We start from the raw sequence: 19,680 nt of genomic DNA, 5'->3' as shown, positions 1-19,680 counted from the left end.
GCGCGCCGCGGGTGGTCAGGAGACGGTGAGGAGTTCGGTGCCGCGTTCGGTCACGAGGAGCGTGTGCTCGAACTGCGCTGTCCAGGAGTGGTCACGGGTGGTGACGGTCCAGTCGTCGGCCCAGATGTCCGCGTCGATGCCACCGAGGGTCAGCATCGGCTCGATCGTGAAGACCATGCCGGGCTCGATCACGGTGTCGTAGCGGGCGTCGTCCACGTGCGGGATGACCAGACCGGAGTGGAAGGCGCGTCCGACGCCGTGCCCGGTGTAGTCGCGGACCACCCCGTAGCCGAAGCGCTTGGCGTACGACTCGATCGCGCGGCCGATGACGTTGACCTGGCGGCCGGGAGCGACGGCGCGGATGCCGCGGTGCATCGCCTCTTCGGTGCGGGTGACGAGGTCCTGCACCTCGGGCGCGGCCTGCCCGACCACGAAGGTCCGGTTGGTGTCACCGTGCATGCCGTCCTTGTACGCGGTGATGTCGATGTTCACGATGTCGCCGTCCTGCAGCACGGTGTCGTCGGGGATGCCGTGGCAGATCACCTCGTTGAGGGACGAGCAGAGCGACTTCGGGTACCCGCGGTAGCCGAGGGTCGAGGGGTAGGCGCCGTGGCCGACGACGAACTCGTGGCCGATCCGGTCGAGTTCGTCGGTCGTGACGCCCGGGCGGATCGCTGCACCGACGGCGTCGATGGCCTGCGAGGCGATGCGACCGGCTGTGCGGATCCGCTCGACCTCGTCCGGCGTGTACGTGTCGCCGAGTCCGTGCTCATGGGGCTCGACCTTGCCGACGTACTCGGGTCGCTCGATGTCCTTCGGGACGGGCCGCTGTGGTGAGACGCGGCCGGCCGTCAGGTGTCCGTGTTCGTCCCGGGGCATGCGTTCCACTCTAGCGGCGTGTCGGGCCCGGCCGTCGCCTCCCGGCTGTGGGGCTCGCCCGGCAGGCACACTGCACGAGCCCGCCCGCCTGCCCGCCGGCTCACCGCCCGGCCCGCGACCCGACCCCGCTGCGCGGACGCCCCGCGTCCGCCCGGGTACGGTCGGGCCCATGACCGACGAGCGCATCGAATCCCAGTGGTGGTACAACGACAAGACCGGCGAGGTCGAGCAGGGCCCGAAGTCGACGAACCGGCACCACATCGGCCCCTTCCCGACCCGCGACGAGGCCGCACACGCGTTGGACCGGGTCCGGCAGAACAACGAGCGCGCCGACGCCGCGGACCAGGACGGCTGACCGGCCTCAGGCCGTCGGCTCGGCGGGCGGCTCCGGTTCGGTCCGGAACCCGATGATCTTGTGCGTGCCGTCGCAGTAGGGCTTCAGCATCGACTTGCCGCACCGGCAGAGGGCGACCGTCCGGCGTCGCCGGGGCAGTTCCTGTCCGTCCGGGCCCAGCACCGCGACGTCACCGCGCAGCAGGAACGGACCGTCCGGGTACGCGACCACCGACGGCTCGTCCTCGCGTTCACGCGACACGGGAGGCACCGTCCGAAGACCGCATCGCCGTGACGTCGGCGCCAGGGGCATCCGCGTCGCCGACGCTCCCGGACTCGCCGTCGAGGGGGCGCCGCAGGGAACTGCGCCCCTGCTCCCAGCTGGAGAGCAGCTGCGTCCCTGCCATGCCCTCGACGACGAGGCACGCGGCAGCGCCGAACATCACGTCGTCGAGCAGCGTCGGGTCGGCCTCGACCATCCCGCCGGCCAGGTCACGGCCGGCGATCTGCTCGTGCACCGCGTCGGCCTCCACGTGTTCGTCGAAGTACCACGTCGCGTCCTCGTCGAACCCGTTCCGCCGGAACCCGTCGCCGTAGAGCTTGCTCGGGATCGACGAGGTCATCTCGAACGCCGCCAGGTGCCCGACGATGGCTCCGCGGAGGCGCCGGTGGAGCCCGAACATGCTCATCATGTTGAGCGCACCGAGCGTGATCGCCGGCAGGTGGTCGACGTAGGCCCCGTAGGAGTCGTCCAGGCCGGCGGCGCGCAGTGTCCTGGCGAAGATCGCCGAGTGCATGCGCTTCGGTCGTCCGCCGCCGTACTCGTCCGACTGGATCTCGACCAACGCGGCCTTGGCCCGACCCGACAGCCGCGGGATCGCCCAGCTGTGCGGGTCGGCCTCCTTCAACGTGTACACGGTTCGCTGCACCAGGAACTCGCGGATCTGCGCACGATCAGCCTTCCGGGCGACCCACCGGGACACGCTCGGTCCGCTGTCGGCGGCCGTCAGGGCGAACAGCGCCGCGGAGACCGCCTCGGCGGTCGGCTCGGGGCGCTCGGGCACCGGGACGGCGGCGCGGACGGCGGCTTCGAGCGCGGTCTCGACGACCGCACGCGTGCCGAGCAGGTGGACGTCCCACTCCAGCGAGTCGTCGACGCCGGCGATGCCGCCGTAGTGGAGTTCGTAGAGGGCGAACAGTGCGAGCTGCAGGTCGTCGTCGTTCAGGACGTCCTGGGAACGGGCGACGGCGGCGACGGCGACGTCGCGGAGGGTCTCGTCCGGTGCGCCGGTGGTGAGTGCGGCGAGGACTGCGGTGCTGAGGGGGCCCCGTGGTGCCGGCACGGGCATCGGGGTCTGGGTGAGGACTTCGGCGGCGTCGAGGACGGCCATGTGGTGCTCCTTCGCAGGGTCGGTACGGTCCGAGCCTGGCCCAGGCGGCTGACAGGCCCGGCGCGAGAGGCCGCTGAGCGCACCCGGCACGCGCGTCGACGTCGCCCTCGCGCCGTCCACAGCCCGCGCGCGCCCCGCCCACGAGGAGTCGCACGGGCACTAGCCTGTGTGCACGGTCGCGATGCGGCCCGGCGGGTCGCGTCGCGGCTCGGTGAACACGGAAAGGTCGTGCATGGACAAGCAGACGGACTTCGTGCTCCGCACCATCGAGGAGCGCGGGATCAAGTTCATCCGACTCTGGTTCACCGACGTGATCGGCACGTTGAAGTCGGTCGCCATCGCGCCGGCCGAGGTCGAGGGCGCGTTCGCCGAGGGCATCGGGTTCGACGGCTCCGCGATCGAGGGCCTGACCCGCTCGTACGAGGCCGACGTGCTCGCGCACCCGGACCCCTCGACGTTCCAGATCCTGCCCTGGCGCGGCGAGATCGACCCCACCGCGCGGATGTTCTGCGACATCACGACGCCGGACGGGCAGCCGGCCGTGGCCGACCCCCGCAACGTGCTGAAGCGCACCCTGGCCCGGGCGAGCGACCGCGGGTTCACGTTCTACACGCACCCCGAGATCGAGTTCTACCTGCTGAAGGACCGCGACTGGAAGGACGGCGGCCCGAAGCCCGTCGACCAGGCCGGCTACTTCGACAACGTCCCCGGCGGCAGCGCGCACGACTTCCGTCGTCGCTCGGTCCGGATGCTCGAGGACCTCGGCATCTCGGTGGAGTTCAGCCACCACGAGGCCGGCCCGGGTCAGAACGAGATCGACCTCCGGTACGCCGACGCCCTGACCATGGCGGACAACATCATGACGTTCCGCACCGTGGTGAAAGAGGTCGCGATCGAGCAGGGCGTCTACGCGACGTTCATGCCGAAGCCGCTGTCCGGGCAGCCGGGATCCGGCATGCACACGCACGTGTCGCTCTTCGAGGGGGACCAGAACGCGTTCTACGAGCCCGGTGGCGAGTACCAGCTCTCGCCCACGGCCAAGCACTTCATCGCGGGTGTGCTGCGGCACGCGCCGGAGATCACCGCGGTCACGAACCAGTTCGTCAACTCCTACAAGCGTCTCTGGGGCGGCGACGAGGCCCCGTCCTTCGTGACGTGGGGTCACAACAACCGCTCGGCGCTCGTCCGCGTGCCGCTGTACAAGCCGAACAAGGGCCAGTCCGCCCGCATCGAGTACCGCGGCATCGACTCGGCGGCGAACCCGTACCTGGCGTACTCGCTGCTGCTCGCGGCGGGCCTGAAGGGCATCGAGGAGGGCTACGAGCTCCCCGCCGAGGCCGAGGACAACGTCTGGAGCCTGTCCGATTCGGAGCGCAAGGCCCTGGGTTACAGCCAGCTGCCCGCGAGCCTCGACCACGCACTGTCGCTGATGGAGGACTCGGAGCTCGTCGCCGAGACCCTGGGGGAACAGGTCTTCAACTTCGTGCTCCTCAACAAGCGCCAGGAGTGGAAGCGGTACCGCGACCAGGTCACCCCGTTCGAGTTGGACACCAACCTCGGCATGCTCTGACACCCACGTCAGGACACACGACGGGAGCACACGCCAGATGACCAGCCGGACCGAAACCTCGCGTTCCCAGCTGGCCCGGCTCGGGTTCGCCGACCTGTCCGGCTCGCTGGAGCGGATCGCCGCCCTGGAGGCCCGTCCCGGCTCGGATCTGCGCGTCCCGATCGCGGATGCCGAGTCGGTCTGGGCCGCCACGGCGGACCCGGACGGAGCGCTGCTCGCGCTCGAGCGGCTCATCGAGTCGGCTCCGGAGCAGCTGCGCCCGGTCCTGGCCGACCCCGGGGCGACCGAGCGCCTGGTGCGGCTGCTCGGCGCGTCCACCGGGCTCGCCGAGTTCCTGCAGCGCCGGCCCGACGAGCTCGCGCTGGTGCTCGATCCCGTCGCGCCGCCGTGGTCACAGGAGCGGTACACGGCCTCCCTCGACCAGGCGGTGGACGGCAGCTCGGGCGAGACGGCTCGACGGCGACTCCGTGTCCGCTACCGCCGGCACCTGGCGCAGATCGCCCTGTTCGACGTCCTGCACGCGTCTCCGACCGAGGCGTTCCCGGACGTCGCCGCCGGCCTCGCCGACCTCGCCGGCGCTGCGCTCGACGCCGCCGTGACGGTCGCGCGTCGCGAGGTCCCGTTCCCCGTCGCGGACGTCGCCGCCACGCCGCTCGCGGTGATCGCGATGGGGAAGGCCGGGGCACGCGAGCTCAACTACGTCAGCGACGTCGACGTCATCTTCGTGACCGAGCCGACCGAGCCGACCGTGCCGACCGTGCCGACCGAGCCGACGGAGGGGGACGACGCGCCCCGGATCAGCACCGACCGCGCGGTCCTCATCGCGACGCGTCTGGCGATCGCCGCGACCCACGTCATCACGGACCTCGCCGCGGAGCCCGCACTGTGGGAGGTCGATGCGAACCTCCGGCCGGAGGGCAAGGACGGCGCGCTCGTCCGGACGCTCGAGTCGCACGTGGCGTACTACGAGCGCTGGGCGAAGGGGTGGGAGTTCCAGGCGCTGCTCAAGGCCCGGGCGATCGCCGGGTCGATGGACCTCGGGGAGCGCTACGTCGCCGCGGTGGCCCCCTTCGTGTGGCAGTCGTCGAAGCGTCCGGGGTTCGTGGAGTCGGTGCAGCGGATGCGGGAGCGGGTGACGGCGCACATCCCGGATGCCCAGGTCGATCGGCAGCTGAAGCTCGGCCCTGGCGGTCTGCGTGACGTCGAGTTCACCGTGCAACTCCTGCAGCTCGTCCACGGGCGCGACGACGAGTCCGTGCGCGTCCGCTCGACGCTCGAGGCGATGGACGCCCTGGCGACCGCCGGGTACGTCGGACGGCCGGAAGCGGCGCGCTTCGGACCGGACTACGCCCTGCTCCGGGTCCTCGAACACCACATCCAGCTCCGGCGGCTGCAGCGCACCCACCTGATGCCGTCCGACGAGGACGAACTCCGGGTCCTCGCTCGCTCCACCCGCCTGGCGTCCTCGGCGTCGGCGCTGCTGGACCGCTGGCGATCGGTCAAGCTCGAGGTCCGCGGCCTGCACGAGCGGCTCTTCTACCGACCGATGCTCGCGGCGGTGGCGTCCACCGACGGCGAGATCGTCCTGACGAGCAGTCAGGTCAGCGACCGGCTCACCGCGATCGGGTTCCTCGATCCGGACGGGGCCGTGGCCCACATCCGGGCTCTGACGCAGGGGACGACCCGGCGGGCAGCGATCCAGCGGAACCTCCTGCCGGTCCTCCTGCGATGGATGGCGGAGGGGCCCGCGCCGGACCGGGCGCTGCTGGCCTTCCGACGACTCAGCGACACCCTGGGGGAGTCGAGTTGGTTCCTCCGGATGCTCCGGGACTCCTCGGGCGCCGCGCACAGCCTGACGACGGTGCTCAGCGAGTCGGCGTTCCTGTCCGGTCTGCTCGAACGCTTCCCCGAGGCCGTGGCCTGGTTGGACGAGCCGGACACCCTCCTGAAGCCGCGTCCGCTGCCTGCGCTGCTGGCCGAGACGGGCGCGACGACCGCGCGACACGGGGACGCCGTGGACACGGCGGCCTCGCTCCTGCGCGGGGTCCGGCGGCGCGAGACGCTCCGGCTCGGCATGGCCGCAGTGCTCGGGCACCTGGACGTCGACGGCCTGGGTCCGGCACTCAGCGACGTCACCGAGGCCACGCTGAGCGGTGCGCTCGACCTGGCACGACGGGACGCCCCGCAGGGTCTCGAGTTCGGGGTGATCGCGATGGGACGCTACGGCGGCCGTGAACTCGGGTTCGGCTCGGACGCCGACGTCCTCTTCGTCTACCGCTCGTCGACGGTGCCGAACGAGGTCGCCTCGCGCGCGTCGCAGGTCATCGTGCGTGAGCTGAACCGCCTGACCGAGGACGCCCTGCACCCCTTCGACCTCGACATCGACCTGCGGCCCGAGGGGAAGAACGGCCCCGTGGTGCGCTCGTTCGACTCGTACGCGGCCTACTACGCCCGCTGGTCCCTGACGTGGGAGGCGCAGGCGCTCCTGCGGGCCCGTGGCGCTGTGGGGGACGCCCAGCTGCTCCGTGACTTCGAGCACCTGGCCGACCGGACCCGGTACCCCGCCGCGATCGAGGACCGGGAGGTCCGGGAGGTCCGGCGCATCAAGGCCCGGGTCGAGTCCGAACGACTGCCCCGCGGCGCCGATCCTGCGCGTCACCTGAAGCTCGGTCGCGGGTCGTTGAGCGACGTCGAGTGGTTCGTGCAGCTCCTCCAGCTGCAGCACGGGCACGAGCAGCCGTCACTCCGCACCACGTCGACGCTCGAGGCGCTGCAGGCGGCCACGGACGCCGGCTGGGTCGCGCCGGAGGACGCCGAGCGCCTGGCCGCCGCGTGGCGGTTCGCGTCCCGGACCCGGAGCGCGCTCGTGCTGTGGTCGGGACGGACGACGGACGTGCTGCCGGTCGAGCGGACGCAGCTGGAGGGCATCGCGCGCCTGTTGGAGTACCCGCCGGGGTCGGCGTCGCAACTCGAGGAGGACTACCTCGCCGTGACCCGGCGCTCCCGGCAGGTCTTCGAGCGCGAGTTCTACGGCGCCTGAGCGTCGTCTCGAACGGAGGCGCCGGCACCGCGACACGCCCGGGGTGTTGCGAATCGAAGCAAGATGACGAGTTGTCAAAGACAATTTTCGTCCCGACCCGTCCGTACCCCGTTGCACTGTGCACCGTACCCCGATCGGTACCGATGCTGAATCGCTGTCAGCGCGCGACCAGGGTTTCGGAACACCGGAGCAGCGGAGACAGCGCCAGCCGACGACGACCAGCTCAACTGCCTTCTGATCCGGGGTTCTCTGTGGACCGAGGATGAGCCTCCCGGCCGTGTCGGACTCTCTGCACACCGACGGCCGCCGTCGGACCGGTCCACGCAACTGCTGTCAGCACCAGTGGGGACAAGGGTCGGTCCGACGTGCTGCGGACCACTCTGTCCCCCGATCGACCCCGCGGTCACCCCCACCCGAGGGGCACGTTGCAGGGGCTGTCTGCGATCTGTCTGAATGAGGACACCCGAACCGACCCCGATTTCCCGATGACGCGGAATCTCCCTTCGAACGTTGCAGCAGGGATCGATGTTCACCTTCATCCTCCAGATCCGGCAGATGGTCGACGGCCACCCCGAGTTCTACCTGTTCACCGTGTACTCACTGGTGATCTGGTTGCTCTGGTTGCTCAAAGTCGTCCTCTCCGCCCGGTACCGCCCCTTCACCGGCACGTACACCGGGACGACGAGCGTCGTCGTCCCCGTGGTGGACGAGCCGCTCGACCTGTTCCGTGACGTGATCGGCCGCATGGTCGAACAGCGTCCCGGCGAGATCATCGTCGTCATCAACGGCGCTCGGAACGAGGCGCTCGAAGCGGTGTGCGACGAGTTCGCCCCCCTCGTGCGCTGGACCCACACGCCGATCCCCGGCAAGCGCAACGCGGTCAAGGTCGGCACCGAGATGTCGAACGGCGACATCACCGTGCTCGTCGACTCGGACACGGTGTGGACGCCCGGCACGCTCGTCGAGCTGCTCAAGCCGTTCGCGGACGAGTCCGTGGGTGGCGTGACCACCCGCCAGCGCATCCTCGAGCCGACGCGCTCCTGGATCACCCGCTGGGCGGACTGGCTCGAGAACTCCCGTGCGCTGTACTCGATGCCGGCGCAGAGCGTCCTCGGACAGATCGGCTGCCTGCCCGGCCGCACGATCGCGTTCCGCCGGAGCATCCTGGTCCGCGTCATGGACAGGTTCATGCACGAGGAGTTCATGGGGGTCTTCCTCGAGGTCTCCGACGACCGGACCCTGACGAACCTGACGCTCAAGGAGGGGTACCGGACCGTCTACCAGTACACGTCGCTCGTGTACACGGACGCTCCGCTGCAGGTGAAGAAGCTGTTCAAGCAGCAGCTCCGCTGGGCCCGTGGGTCGCAGTACAACACGCTGCGGATGCTGCCGTGGATGCTCGGCCACGCGCCGATCCTGGCCGTGTTCTTCCTGACCGACATCATCCTGCCGTTCATGCTCTTCGGCGTGATCGCCGGCTGGATCTACCGGGCGCTCACCGGGCAGGGGCAGAACCTCTACGAGGGCATCCTGCACCAGTACGGGTTCTCCACCGGCTTCGTCTACGTCGCCGGACTCATGGTGGTCTCGAGCGTGCTGAGCATGGCCATCCGGCAGATGCGGCACCTGGCCGAGAAGCCGTCGGACTTCTTCCGCCTGCCGATGTTCATCATCGTCTCGACGTTCTTCCTCATGCCGATCCGGCTCATCGGGTTCTTCCGCCTGGCGCACGCCAGCGGCTGGGGGACCCGGGCCGGTGCCTACGCCGGTGGGCCGATGGAGGAGGACCCGGCGCAGCCGCAGCTCTCGGGCACGACCGTGCCGATGAGCCCGGTGGACCGCGGACTGACCGACACGTCCGAGCGGCCGAGCGAGCAGGCCGCCGTTGACCACGCGTTCGACGAGCTCTTCGGACCCGACGCGACCACGGCCGCCACCGCGACCGTGCTCACCACCCGACGCGACGTCGCGACAGCGACAGCGACCACGACCTCGACCGCCCGTGCACCGCACCGCGCGGCGAAGCCCGCACGTCGCCGACTCAACCCGTACGCATCGATCCCGTACTGCATCGGGATCGCGGTCTTCGCTCTGGAGGCGTTCCTCATTGTCTGATCTCGACCGCACCGACGGCACCTGGTGGGCGCCTTCCACCAAGCACGCCAAGCGCACCGCCCTCGGCATGGCGGCGATCGTCGCCGTCCTCGCCCTGATCACCTGGTCCGTGTGGATCTCGCCCTCCGGGCCCGTCTCCACCGCCGTCAGCCGGGCGCTCGGCGTCCCGACCCAGCAGGAACCGGCAGCCGACGTCGACGCCCTGCAGGCGAAGCTCGCCGCCGCGCAGCAGCAGATCTGGAAGCTCGAGGGGAAGCTGCAGAGCACCTCGGCGCAGTCCGGCTCCCGCAGCGACCAGGTCACCCAGCTCAAGGCACAGATCGCAGACCTGCGGTCGCAGCTCGGGCACGCCCGGTCCGGTACGGCCTCCGGCCACGGACACGGCGCCGGTTCGGGAGGCTCGTCCTCCTCCGGTACGTCGATCACGGCGGGCAAGGGGGCCGGCTCGGGCGGGTCCTCGTCCGGCGGGTCGGGCCACGGCGGGTCGGGTCACGGCGGGTCGGGCCAGGGCGGCGGTCCGACCGTCGTCCCCGGCACCGACGGCCCCTCGACCGACCCGGACCCGGCGACCCCGGTCGACGTGCCGACGAAGACCGAGGTCCTCGCCCAGCAGTCCCGCTGGTACGGCCTGTACACGGCGCAGTCGCCCTTCAACTGGGCCGAGTACGACGAGGTGTCCCAGCAGGTCGGCAAGTCGACGAACATGGTCGGCTACTTCCAGGGCTTCGACCAGGACTTCAACGCGGGTGCCGTGCAGCGATCGTGGACCAACGGCCGCGTGCCGCTGCTCACCTGGGAGACCCGGCCGGCGACCACCGGCAACGACCAGAAGTACGTTGCCGGGTACGCGAACGCCGACATCACCGGGGGAGCGTTCGACGACTACCTGACGAAGTACGCCGACGCGCTCAAGGCGAACGGACAGCCCGTGGTGATCCGTCTCGACCACGAGATGAACGGCAGTTGGTACAACTGGTCCGACGGCGCCGCCCAGCAGAACGCGCCGGGCTCGTTCGTCGCGATGTGGAAGCACGTGCACGACGTGTTCGAGCGTGCGGGTGCGAACGACTACGTCATCTGGAACTGGGCTCCGACCCGCATCGACGCCCTGGGCAACCCGAAGTACCAGACCGTCGACTACATGCAGGCGTACTACCCGGGCGACGACTACGTGGACTGGGTCGGCATGAGCGGGTACTACCGCAAGGCCGCCGAGTCGCCGACCTTCGCCACCACCTTCGGTGCGACGCTCGACCAGATCCGGCAGATCGCGCCCGAGAAGCGCATCCTGCTCAGCGAGATCGGCGCGACCGAGACCGGCTCCGCCGTGTCGAACGGGCAGAAGTCGCAGTGGGTCGACTCGCTGTTCGACGCCCTCGCGGACCCTGCCAACTCGGACGTCATCGGCTTCGCGTACTTCAGCGAGACCGCCACCACGATCGTCGACGGTGCCCGCACCACCAACGACTGGCGACTCAACTCCCGTGCCGACAGCCTGGCGGCGTTCGTCGCCGGCATCGCCCGCACCGACATCGACTACGACCTGCAGGAGGTCAAGAAGTGACCGCATCGAAGAAGTCCGCCGACACCCGACCCGCACCGGTCATCAGCGTCATCGGCACCGGGTACCTCGGTGCCACGCATGCCGCCGCCATGGCCGAGATGGGCTTCGAGACCATCGGCGTGGACGTCGACCCCGCGAAGCTCGCCGCACTCTCCGCCGGCCAGGTGCCGTTCTACGAGCCCGGACTCCCCGAGCTCATCACGAAGCACGTCGCCAGTGGGAAGCTCCGGTTCACGGCCTCGATCGCCGAAGCGGTCGCTGCGGCGGACGTGCACTTCGTCTGTGTCGGGACCCCGCAGAAGGCCGGGTCGCACGCGGCGAACCTGTCCTTCGTGGAGAACGCCACCCGCGGTGTCGCCGAGAACCTGACCCACCCGGGACTCATCGTCGGCAAGTCGACCGTCCCGGTCGGCACCGCCGCACGGCTCCGCGGGATCGTCAGTGAGTTCACGCCCGCCGGCATCGACGCAGAGCTCATCTGGAACCCCGAGTTCCTCCGGGAGGGCAAGGCCGTCGAGGACACGCTGCACCCGGACCGCCTGGTGTGGGGCGGCGCGTCGGACGCTGCCGACGCCGTGATCCGCGAGGTCTACGCCGCCCCGATCAGCGAGGGCACCCCGGTCATCACCACCGACCTCGCCACCGCCGAGCTCGTCAAGGTCAGCGCGAACGCCTTCCTCGCCACGAAGATCTCGTTCATCAACGCGATCTCCGAGATGTGTGCGATCGCCGGGGCCGACGTGACGACCCTCGCCGATGCACTCGGCCACGACGCCCGTATCGGCCGGAAGTTCCTCAACGCCGGGCTCGGCTTCGGCGGCGGATGCCTGCCGAAGGACATCCGAGCCCTCATGCACCGGGCGAACGAGATCGGTGCGGGCCGGGTCGTCGGCCTCATGCAGCAGGTCGACGAGATCAACATGGGCCAGCGCCAGCGGGTCATCGACATGGCGATCGAGTCCACCGGGGGATCGGTCCTCAACCGTCGCATCGCCGTGGTCGGGGCAGCGTTCAAGCCACTGACCGACGACGTCCGTGACTCCCCGGCGCTCAACGTCGCCGCCGCGCTGCACCTCCGTGGCGCGCAGGTGACGCTCTGGGACCCGGAGGCGATGGAGACCGCACGCCGGTCGTTCCCGACGCTCACCTACGCCGCGTCGATGACCGAGGCGATCGAGGGCGCTGACCTCGTCCTCGTCCTCACGGAGTGGGACGAGGTCGTCGAGGCCGACCCGGTCGCCCTCGCGGCCGTCGTCGGACAGCGCGTCGTGATCGACGCGCGCAACTGTCTCCCGACCGGCCGCTGGGTCGGGGCGGGGTGGACCGTCCGCTCCCTAGGACGGCCCACCCCCGTCACGGGTGCTCCCGCGAGCGTCGCCGCGGGCACGGTCGACGCGCTGGCCACCAGCCGCTGATCGTCCCCGGAGCGGGGCCCCTGCCGTCGGCACGGGCCCCGCTCTCGTGCGTCGGCCGCCGCGCCGGGGCCGCGGTACAGTGCGCGAAAGCGACAGATCTGCACCGGATTCCGGCGGCGATCTGTCGCTTTCGCGTCCCGACCTGCGTGTCCAGCCTGGAGGCCCGGTGTCGGTCCGCCGGGCCGCCGCCGGGCCTCCAGGCCGTCGCCCAGGCGGATCGCCAGATGCACGGGCGGCACACGAAGGGCCCCGCACCTGACGGTGCGGGGCCCTCCGTGGTGGAGCGTGGAGCGTCAGACGCCGAAGTACAGCTCGTACTCGAACGGGTGCGGACGCTGTGCCATCGGGAGGATCTCCTTCTCGCGCTTGTAGTCGATCCAGGTCTGGATCAGGTCCTCGGTGAAGACGTTGCCCTTGAGGAGGAACTCGTGGTCCGCCTCGAGCGCGTCCAGCGCGGCGCCGAGCGATGCCGGCACCTGCGGGATGTTCTTCGCCTCCTCCGGGGGGAGCTCGTACAGGTCCTTGTCGACCGGCTCGTGCGGCTCGATGCGGTTCTGGATGCCGTCGAGGCCGGCCATCAGCTGCACCGCGAAGGCCAGGTACGGGTTGCCGGAGGCGTCGGGCGCGCGGAACTCGATGCGCTTGGCCTTCGGGTTCGTGCCGGTGATCGGAATGCGGATCGACGCCGACCGGTTGCCCGCCGAGTAGACGAGGTTCACCGGTGCCTCGAAGCCCGGGATCAGACGGTGGTACGAGTTGATCGTCGGGTTCGTGAACGCCAGGACGGCCGGGGCGTGCTTGAGCAGGCCACCGATGTACCAGCGGGCCAGGTCGGACAGGCCGCCGTAGCCGTTCTCGTCGTAGAACAGCGGGGTGCCGTCGGACCACAGCGACTGGTGCGTGTGCATGCCCGAGCCGTTGTCGCCGAAGAGCGGCTTCGGCATGAAGGTCGCGACCTTGCCCCACTGCTCGGCCGTGTTCTTCACGATGTACTTGAACTTCAGGATGTCGTCCGCCGCGTGGACCAGCGTGTCGAACTTGTAGTTGATCTCCTGCTGGCCGCCGGTACCCACCTCGTGGTGCGCACGCTCGAGCTCGAGGCCCGCGTCGATGAGCTTGAGGGAGATGTCGTCGCGGAGGTCCGCGGTCTTGTCGACCGGCGACACCGGGAAGTAGCCGCCCTTGTACGGGGTCTTGTTGGCGAGGTTGCCGCCCTCTTCTTCGCGACCGGTGTTCCAGGCGCCCTCTTCGGAGTCGACCGAGAAGAACGCCTCGTTCTGCGTCACGGAGTAGCGGACGTCGTCGAAGATGTAGAACTCGGCCTCAGGGGCGAAGAACGCGGTGTCCGCGATGCCCGTCGAGGCGAGGTACTTCTCGGCCTTCTTCGCGACCTGGCGCGGGTCACGGCCGTAGATCTCGCCGTTGCGCGGGTTGTAGATGTCGAACACCATGATCAGCGTGCGCTCCGCACGGAACGGGTCCACGTACGCCGTCGTCACGTCGGGGATGAGCTGCATGTCCGACTCGTGGATCGACGCGAAGCCGCGGATCGAGGAGCCGTCGAAGAGCTGACCGACGGCGAAGAAGTCCTCGTCGACCGTTGATGCGGGGATGTTGAAGTGCTGCTGGACCCCGGGGAGGTCCGTGAACCGGATGTCGAGGAACTTGACGTCCGTGTCCTTGATGAAGGCAAGCACCTCGGAGGAATCGCTGAACATACGAGTCGGTCTCCTGTGGGGTTGGGTGGTGTCGAGGGAACCAGGAGGCACCCTCCGACGAGGCTATTGACATGGAGTTTCCCGGACGTGACTGGGTTGTTTCCAGCGTGTTACGTGCCGGGGGAACGCCTACGCTGGGCACATGGCCCGCTCCACTCTGCCCTCCTCGCCCGCTCCCGGTCCAGAGCGCACCGAATGGCCGGGCAAGATCCTCGGACTGCCGGAGTCCGGACCACGCAGCATGGGGTCGTTCGGACGTCGGTTCCTGGGCCTCGTCATCGACTGGGCACTCGCGTCGCTGATCTCGCTGGTGATCGGGACCTACGGCGCGGCGGGCAACTTCGTGACGCTCGGCATCTTCGCGGCACTGCAGGTCGTCTTCATCGCGCTGCTGTCCGGGTCCTTCGGCCACGTCTGCGTCGGGCTGCGGGTCGTCCCGGTCCGCGGCGGCTACGTCGGCGTGTGGCGGCCGATCGTCCGGACGGTCCTGCTCTGCATCGTCGTCCCGGTCCTCATCCACGCGAAGGACGGGCGGGCGTTGCACGACGCGGTCGCCGGGACGGTGCTCGTCCGCCGCTGAGGCCTGGTCGACCCGGCCGGGTCCGGTCGGAACCCGTCGGACCGGGCCCGGTCGACCCGGTCGGGCCCCGCCGGACCCCGTCGTCTCGGAGCATGGTGTTCCGCTGCCGGGCAGCCTGCTGCCCGTCCGCCGAAGTCGCACGACCTGCCGCTGCTCGTCCCCCGAGGTCGCACGGCCTGCCGCCTCAGTGCCCGCAGATCGGCACCTCGTGCGACCTCGACGCGACCACCACGCCGCAACGACACGACGCCCCCGACCCGAAGGGTCGAAGGCGTCGCGGCACGCGGGGGGCGACGTGTCAGCGCGGCCGCCCGGCACGGACCCGCGTCGGGTCGATGCCCTTCGGGATCGCCGCGGCCGGACCGTGTGTGAGGGAGTCGAGACGGTTCGACACCGCCAGGACCTCGTTGCGGTTCAGCGCCTTCTTGTACTTGTTCATCGCACGCGGCAGCTTGTGGAGCGTGACCTGGCCGTCCGCGTCACCGACGTTGACGACGTGGATCGGGACGTTCGGCACGATACGAGCCACCTTGCGACGCTCTTCCTCGACCTGACGATTCAGGTTCGTGACCGGGCCCTCGGTGATGAGGACGACACCCGGCGTCCCGACGGCGCGGTAGACCGCCGCCTGAGACCGACCGTGGACGGCGACGGGCATCTCGCTCGAGCGCCACTGCCGTCGCAGGGAGTTCGACAGGACGGCGCCGACGGCACCGGGCTGGCCTTCGATCTGCGAGTAAGCGGCCCGTTCGGCAAGACGGCCGAGCACGATCAGGAACAGCAGCACACCGAGCAGGACGCCGGCGATGATCCAGAGCGTCATCGCGAGCCAGTTCTGACCCGGGATGAGCAGCGCCGCGAGGACGCCGACCACGACCGGTCCGAGGAACGCGAGGGCGAACCACCAGACGGAGCTGGGGTCGGCCCGACGGGTCATGGTGAAGACCTGGTACATCTGCTTGAGACGACCGGGCTCCTTCGCCGGGGAGCTTGAGGAACTGCTGCGTGCCATGCCGACAAGGATACGGCCTGGCACGTCGATCGTGGACCGTCCGTCGCCAGGCTGTGGGCGAACAGCGTTGTCCACAGGTCCCTGCTCCGGCCGGGAGGCCCGCCCCGCCCCCGCCATGATGGTCGCCATGGAACCGTGGGAACAGATCGACCTCTGTTGGCGAGCCCCGGAGCCCGCCGACGACTTCGCCGAGTGGCTCGCCGACCGGAGCACCGTGACGCACGACCACCTGGTTGGGGTGGCGGAGATCGGGCGCGACGAGACCGGGGCCCTGGTCGCGCGGGCATCGGCGCCGACGGGGCTCGCACTGCCCGCGGCACTGGACCGGATCGGGTCACCGACGGCTGGTGTCGCCGTGACGCTGACGCTCCCGCTGCTCGAGCTCGCCCTCCTGGCCGACGCCGGCGCGGTCCTGCTCGGTCGTGCCGGCGTCGACGACGTCCTGGTCGACGACGCCGGTGCCGTCGTGCTGGTCGACCGCCCTCCCGGTACCACCGATCGCTCCGGGCCCGGCGTCGTCTCGGGTGTCGAGGCGCTGGTCCTCGCCGTGCGTGCCGTCTGGGAACGCGTCGATCCGCGCGAGGTCTGCCACGACGAGGTCGACCAGGCATGCTCGGCTGCCCGCCGGGATGGCGGAGCGGCGCTCCACGCGCTCGACCGCGTGGTCCGTGCCGCGGCCCCGCCGAGGCCGGTGCGCTGGGATCCACCGCCGATGACCTTCGCGTTCGATGTGGATCCGAGAGCGCCAGGGCCTGCGGCACCACACTCGGCCGTCGGGCGACTCCTGGAGTCGGGGCGTGGACTCCTGCGGTCCGGGCTGCCCGTCGGATCGCACCGGTTCGGCGTGCGCGAACTGGCCACCGGACTGGTCGTCCTGGTCGGTGTCGTCGTGGTCGGGGCGTGGGGCGCGAGATGAACGTCGACTGGTGCGGGAACGACGGCGGCCCCGCCTCCCACCGGGGAGACGGGGCCGCCGTCGAACTCGCCAGCTACCGAACGACCGGTAGCTCGGGGCTCAGGAGCCCGAAACTCACTAGCCCAGGGCTCAGTAGCCCAAGTTGGGACCGAAGTTGCCCTCTTCCAGACGGTTCTTCACGGCCACCAGGTACCGAGACGCGTCGGCGCCGTCGATGATCCGGTGGTCGTAGGAGAGCGCCAGGTAGACGAACGAGCGGATGGCGATGGCTTCCTGCCCGTCGACCTTCACGACCGCCGGGCGCTTCGTCACGATGCCCGTGCCGAGGATCGCCGACTGCGGCAGGAAGACCACCGGGGTGTCGAACAGTGCGCCGCGCGAACCGGTGTTCGTCAGCGTGAACGTGCCACCGGCGAGCTCGTCGGGCTTGAGCTGGTTGTTGCGCGTGCGCTCCGCCAGGTCCGCGATCGACTTCGAGAACTGGGCGAGGTCGAGCGACGCCGCGTCCTTGATCACCGGGGTGAGCAGACCACGCTCGGTGTCCACCGCGATCGAGACGTTCTCGGTCTCCGGGTAGACGATCTCGTCGCCGTCGACCGTCGAGTTGATCTTCGGGTGGGCCTTGAGTGCCTCGGACGCCGCCAGGGCGAAGAAGGGCATGAAGGAGAGCTTCGCACCGGTCTTCTCGAGGAACTCCGCCTTGTGGGCGTCGCGGAACTGCGCGACCTTGGTCACGTCGACCTCGACGACGCTGGTGAGCTGTGCGGTCGAGGTCATCGACTGCACGGCACGCTCGGCGACGACCTTGCGCAGGCGGGTCATCTTCTCGCGCGTCCCGCGGAGCGGCGAGACCTCCGCGACGAACGGCCCGGACTGTGCCGGAGCCGCCGAGCCCGAGGCGGCCGGTGCCGGGGCGGCCGCAGCAGCGGAAGCCGCGGCGAGCACGTCCTCCTTGCGGATGCGCCCACCGACGCCGGTGCCGGTCACGGTGGAGAGATCGACACCCTGCTCGTTCGCGAGCTTGCGCACCAGCGGGGTGACGTACCCCGAGGCCGCGCCGTTGGCGCTGGGGTTCGGGACCTCCGCGGACGGGGTCGACGACGGCGCCGCGGCTGCGGGGGCCGCAGCCGGAGCGGGTGCTGCCTTGGCGGGGGCCGGGACGGCTGCGGGCGGGGCAGCTGCGGGCGGCGGGACCGGGGCAGCCTGCGGCACCGGCGAGGCGGCCGGCGGTGCCGACGGCGCCTGCGGAGCCGCGGGCTGGGTCTGGCCGGACGGGGTCGGCTCGGGCTCGGCGGGCTCCGGGGCCTTCGCCTCGGTGTCCTGCTCCGTGCTCGGTGCGGTCTCGGGCTCGGTGTCCTCGGCGACAGCCTCGGTCTGGCTGTCGGTGGACTCGGACCCACCCTGGTCGGAGGAGTCGCCGCCGCCGGCTCCGTCGCCGATCTTGACGAGGGCGGTGCCGACCTCGACGGTCTCGTCCTCCTGGACGAGGATCTCCTCGATGACGCCGGCGATCGGCGACGGGATCTCGGTGTCGACCTTGTCGGTGGAGACCTCGAGCAGCGGCTCGTCGACCTCGATCCGGTCACCGACGTTCTTCAGCCATCGGGTGACCGTACCCTCGGTGACGCTCTCCCCGAGCGCCGGGAGGTTGACGGATTCGCTCATCGGGTGGACTCCTTCTCGCAGGCGTGGTTCTGGGTTGTGGTGTTCGTGGTGCGCACGACGGTGCTGCTCACAGCGCGTGGAGCGGCTTGCCCGCGAGGTGCAGGAAGGCTTCGCCGAGGGCTTCGTTCTGCGTCGGGTGCGCGTGCACGAGCGGCGCGATGTCCTCCGGGTGTGCTTCCCAGTTGACGGCGAGCTGTGCTTCTCCGATGAGCTCGCCGACGCGGGCGCCGATCATGCTGACGCCGACGACGGGCCCGTCGATGACCCGCACGACCTTGACCGCGCCGGACGTCCCGATGATGTGGCTCCTGCCGTTGCCGGCGAGGTTGTACTCGTACGTGTCGACCTTGTCGGCGCCGAACCGTTCTTCGGCCTTCGACTGCGAGAGACCGACCGAGGCGACCTCGGGGTCCGAGTAGGTGACCTTCGGGATGTTGTCGTCCGAGATGACGACCGGGTTGAGACCGGCGATCTCCTCGGCGACGAAGATGCCCTGCTGGAAGCCGCGGTGGGCGAGCTGCAGACCGGGGACGATGTCTCCGACGGCGTACACGTTCGGCAGGTTGGTGGCGAGGCGCTCGTTCGTCGTGACGAACCCGCGGTCCATGGCGACTCCGACCTCGTCGTAGCCGACGTTCTGCGTGAGCGGGCCACGGCCGACGGCGACCAGGAGGACGTCGCCGTCGTAGGTCTTGCCGTTCTCGAGCGTCACGACGACGCCGTTCTCGTGCTGGTCGACGTGGTCGAACCGGACACCCAGGGAGAACTCGATGCCGCGCTTGCGGAACGCGCGCTCGAGCTGCTTGGACATCGACTCGTCCTCGGCCGGGATCAGGTGGGGCAGGCCCTCGACGATCGTGACCTCGGCCCCGAACGACTTCCACACGCTGGCGAACTCGACGCCGATGACGCCACCACCCAGGATGACGACCTTGTTCGGGACGTAGTCCATGCGGAGGGCGGTCTCGGAGGTGATGACCCGGCCGCCGATCTCGAGCCCGGGCAGCGACTTCGAGTACGAACCGGTGGCGAGCACGACGTTGCGACCGGTGACGGTCTGGTCGCCGACCTGCACCGTGTTCTGCGAGGTCAGACGGCCCCAGCCCTCGACGACGGTGATCCCGCGCGCCTTGACGAGGCCCTGGAGGCCCTTGTACTTCGAGTTGATGACGCCCTGCTGGTACTCGATGACCTTCGGCACGTCCACGCCGGCGAACTCGGCGACGACGCCGTACTTCTCGGCGTAGCGGGCGGCGTCGGCGACCTCGGCCGAGTGCAGCAGTGCCTTCGTCGGGATGCAGCCGCGGTGCAGGCACGTCCCTCCGAGCTTGTCGCCCTCGATGAGCGCGACGCTCATCCCGAGTTCAGCGGCTCGGAGCGCTGCGGCGTAGCCGCCGCTGCCGCCACCGAGGACCACGACGTCGTAAGTCTGTTCCGTCACCTGGTGCAACTCCCTCGTGCGTGTCGGGGGCGGCTTCGTGT

15 protein-coding genes are annotated in these 19,680 nt (G+C 70.1%); 8 read left to right on the top strand and 7 right to left on the bottom strand.

Translation table 11 applies throughout. The annotated features are described in order from the left end of the window. Positions 1-15: 15 nt before the first annotated feature. On the bottom strand, positions 16-879 hold the full coding sequence (map, locus tag DEJ24_RS06935; RefSeq protein WP_111077882.1) for a type I methionyl aminopeptidase: 864 nt from the start codon (positions 877-879) through the stop codon (positions 16-18). A 169-nt stretch (positions 880-1,048) separates the two neighbouring features. Here map and DEJ24_RS06930 point away from each other — a divergent pair, with 169 nt between their 5' ends. Next, positions 1,049-1,234, top strand: a complete 186-nt coding sequence (locus tag DEJ24_RS06930; RefSeq protein ID WP_111077881.1) for an SPOR domain-containing protein — start codon at positions 1,049-1,051, stop codon at positions 1,232-1,234. Between the two features lie 6 nt (positions 1,235-1,240). On the opposite strand, the gene DEJ24_RS06925 is transcribed toward DEJ24_RS06930, so the two are convergent. Continuing rightward, complete coding sequence (locus DEJ24_RS06925) at positions 1,241-1,474, bottom strand: CDGSH iron-sulfur domain-containing protein (protein ID WP_258366038.1); 234 nt, start codon at positions 1,472-1,474, stop codon at positions 1,241-1,243. Next, positions 1,464-2,603 carry an iron-containing redox enzyme family protein gene (locus tag DEJ24_RS06920; RefSeq protein WP_258374752.1) on the bottom strand — a complete coding sequence of 380 codons (1,140 nt, stop codon included), beginning with the start codon at positions 2,601-2,603 and terminating at the stop codon, positions 1,464-1,466. Before DEJ24_RS06920 ends, DEJ24_RS06925 begins: the two co-directional genes overlap by 11 nt. 232 nt (positions 2,604-2,835) lie before the next feature. Between DEJ24_RS06920 and glnA (DEJ24_RS06915) the strand changes: the two genes are divergently transcribed. The 5 genes from glnA (DEJ24_RS06915) (at position 2,836) to DEJ24_RS06895 (ending at position 12,307) form a co-directional block, all read left to right on the top strand. Beyond that, positions 2,836-4,173 (top strand): type I glutamate--ammonia ligase, encoded by a 1,338-nt coding sequence (gene glnA, locus DEJ24_RS06915; RefSeq protein ID WP_111077879.1) that lies wholly within the window; start codon positions 2,836-2,838, stop codon positions 4,171-4,173. 37 nt (positions 4,174-4,210) lie between these two features. Then, complete coding sequence (locus tag DEJ24_RS06910) at positions 4,211-7,213, top strand: bifunctional [glutamine synthetase] adenylyltransferase/[glutamine synthetase]-adenylyl-L-tyrosine phosphorylase (RefSeq protein WP_111077878.1); 3,003 nt, start codon at positions 4,211-4,213, stop codon at positions 7,211-7,213. Positions 7,214-7,738: 525 nt separating this feature from the next. After that, positions 7,739-9,328 (top strand): glycosyltransferase family 2 protein, encoded by a 1,590-nt coding sequence (locus tag DEJ24_RS06905; protein ID WP_111077877.1) that lies wholly within the window; start codon positions 7,739-7,741, stop codon positions 9,326-9,328. Then, positions 9,321-10,892 (top strand): glycoside hydrolase family 26 protein, encoded by a 1,572-nt coding sequence (locus DEJ24_RS06900; protein WP_111077876.1) that lies wholly within the window; start codon positions 9,321-9,323, stop codon positions 10,890-10,892. Before DEJ24_RS06905 ends, DEJ24_RS06900 begins: the two co-directional genes overlap by 8 nt. Then, positions 10,889-12,307, top strand: a complete 1,419-nt coding sequence (locus tag DEJ24_RS06895; RefSeq protein ID WP_111077875.1) for a UDP-glucose/GDP-mannose dehydrogenase family protein — start codon at positions 10,889-10,891, stop codon at positions 12,305-12,307. The genes DEJ24_RS06900 and DEJ24_RS06895 overlap by 4 nt, the downstream gene beginning before the upstream one ends. A gap of 293 nt (positions 12,308-12,600) precedes the next feature. Here DEJ24_RS06895 and glnA (DEJ24_RS06890) read toward each other — a convergent pair whose 3' ends face one another. Beyond that, positions 12,601-14,025 (bottom strand): type I glutamate--ammonia ligase, encoded by a 1,425-nt coding sequence (gene glnA, locus DEJ24_RS06890; protein WP_110902453.1) that lies wholly within the window; start codon positions 14,023-14,025, stop codon positions 12,601-12,603. A 142-nt stretch (positions 14,026-14,167) separates the two neighbouring features. On the opposite strand from glnA (DEJ24_RS06890), the gene DEJ24_RS06885 reads away from it, so the two are divergent. Beyond that, the gene (locus DEJ24_RS06885; protein WP_111077874.1) at positions 14,168-14,605 is read left to right on the top strand and encodes an RDD family protein; all 438 of its coding nucleotides are present in this window, start codon (positions 14,168-14,170) and stop codon (positions 14,603-14,605) included. Positions 14,606-14,903: 298 nt separating this feature from the next. Here the strand turns inward: DEJ24_RS06885 and DEJ24_RS06880 are convergent, their stop codons facing one another. Continuing rightward, positions 14,904-15,617, bottom strand: coding sequence for a DUF4191 domain-containing protein (locus tag DEJ24_RS06880; protein WP_111077873.1), 714 nt, complete (start codon positions 15,615-15,617; stop codon positions 14,904-14,906). Between the two features lie 127 nt (positions 15,618-15,744). Here DEJ24_RS06880 and DEJ24_RS06875 point away from each other — a divergent pair, with 127 nt between their 5' ends. Beyond that, complete coding sequence (locus DEJ24_RS06875) at positions 15,745-16,533, top strand: hypothetical protein (protein ID WP_111077872.1); 789 nt, start codon at positions 15,745-15,747, stop codon at positions 16,531-16,533. 129 nt (positions 16,534-16,662) lie between these two features. On the opposite strand, the gene sucB is transcribed toward DEJ24_RS06875, so the two are convergent. Then, positions 16,663-18,198 (bottom strand): 2-oxoglutarate dehydrogenase, E2 component, dihydrolipoamide succinyltransferase, encoded by a 1,536-nt coding sequence (gene sucB, locus DEJ24_RS06870; protein WP_111077871.1) that lies wholly within the window; start codon positions 18,196-18,198, stop codon positions 16,663-16,665. Positions 18,199-18,265: 67 nt separating this feature from the next. Further along, entirely contained in the window at positions 18,266-19,639 is a 1,374-nt protein-coding gene (gene lpdA, locus DEJ24_RS06865; protein ID WP_111077870.1) for a dihydrolipoyl dehydrogenase, read from the bottom strand. Positions 19,640-19,680 lie beyond the last annotated feature (41 nt).

It is taken from the genome of Curtobacterium sp. MCPF17_001, assembly GCF_003234615.1.
Lineage (GTDB): Bacteria > Actinomycetota > Actinomycetes > Actinomycetales > Microbacteriaceae > Curtobacterium.
Note: the sequence above shows the minus strand (reverse complement) of the source record. Positions and strands in the feature narration are given on the sequence as shown.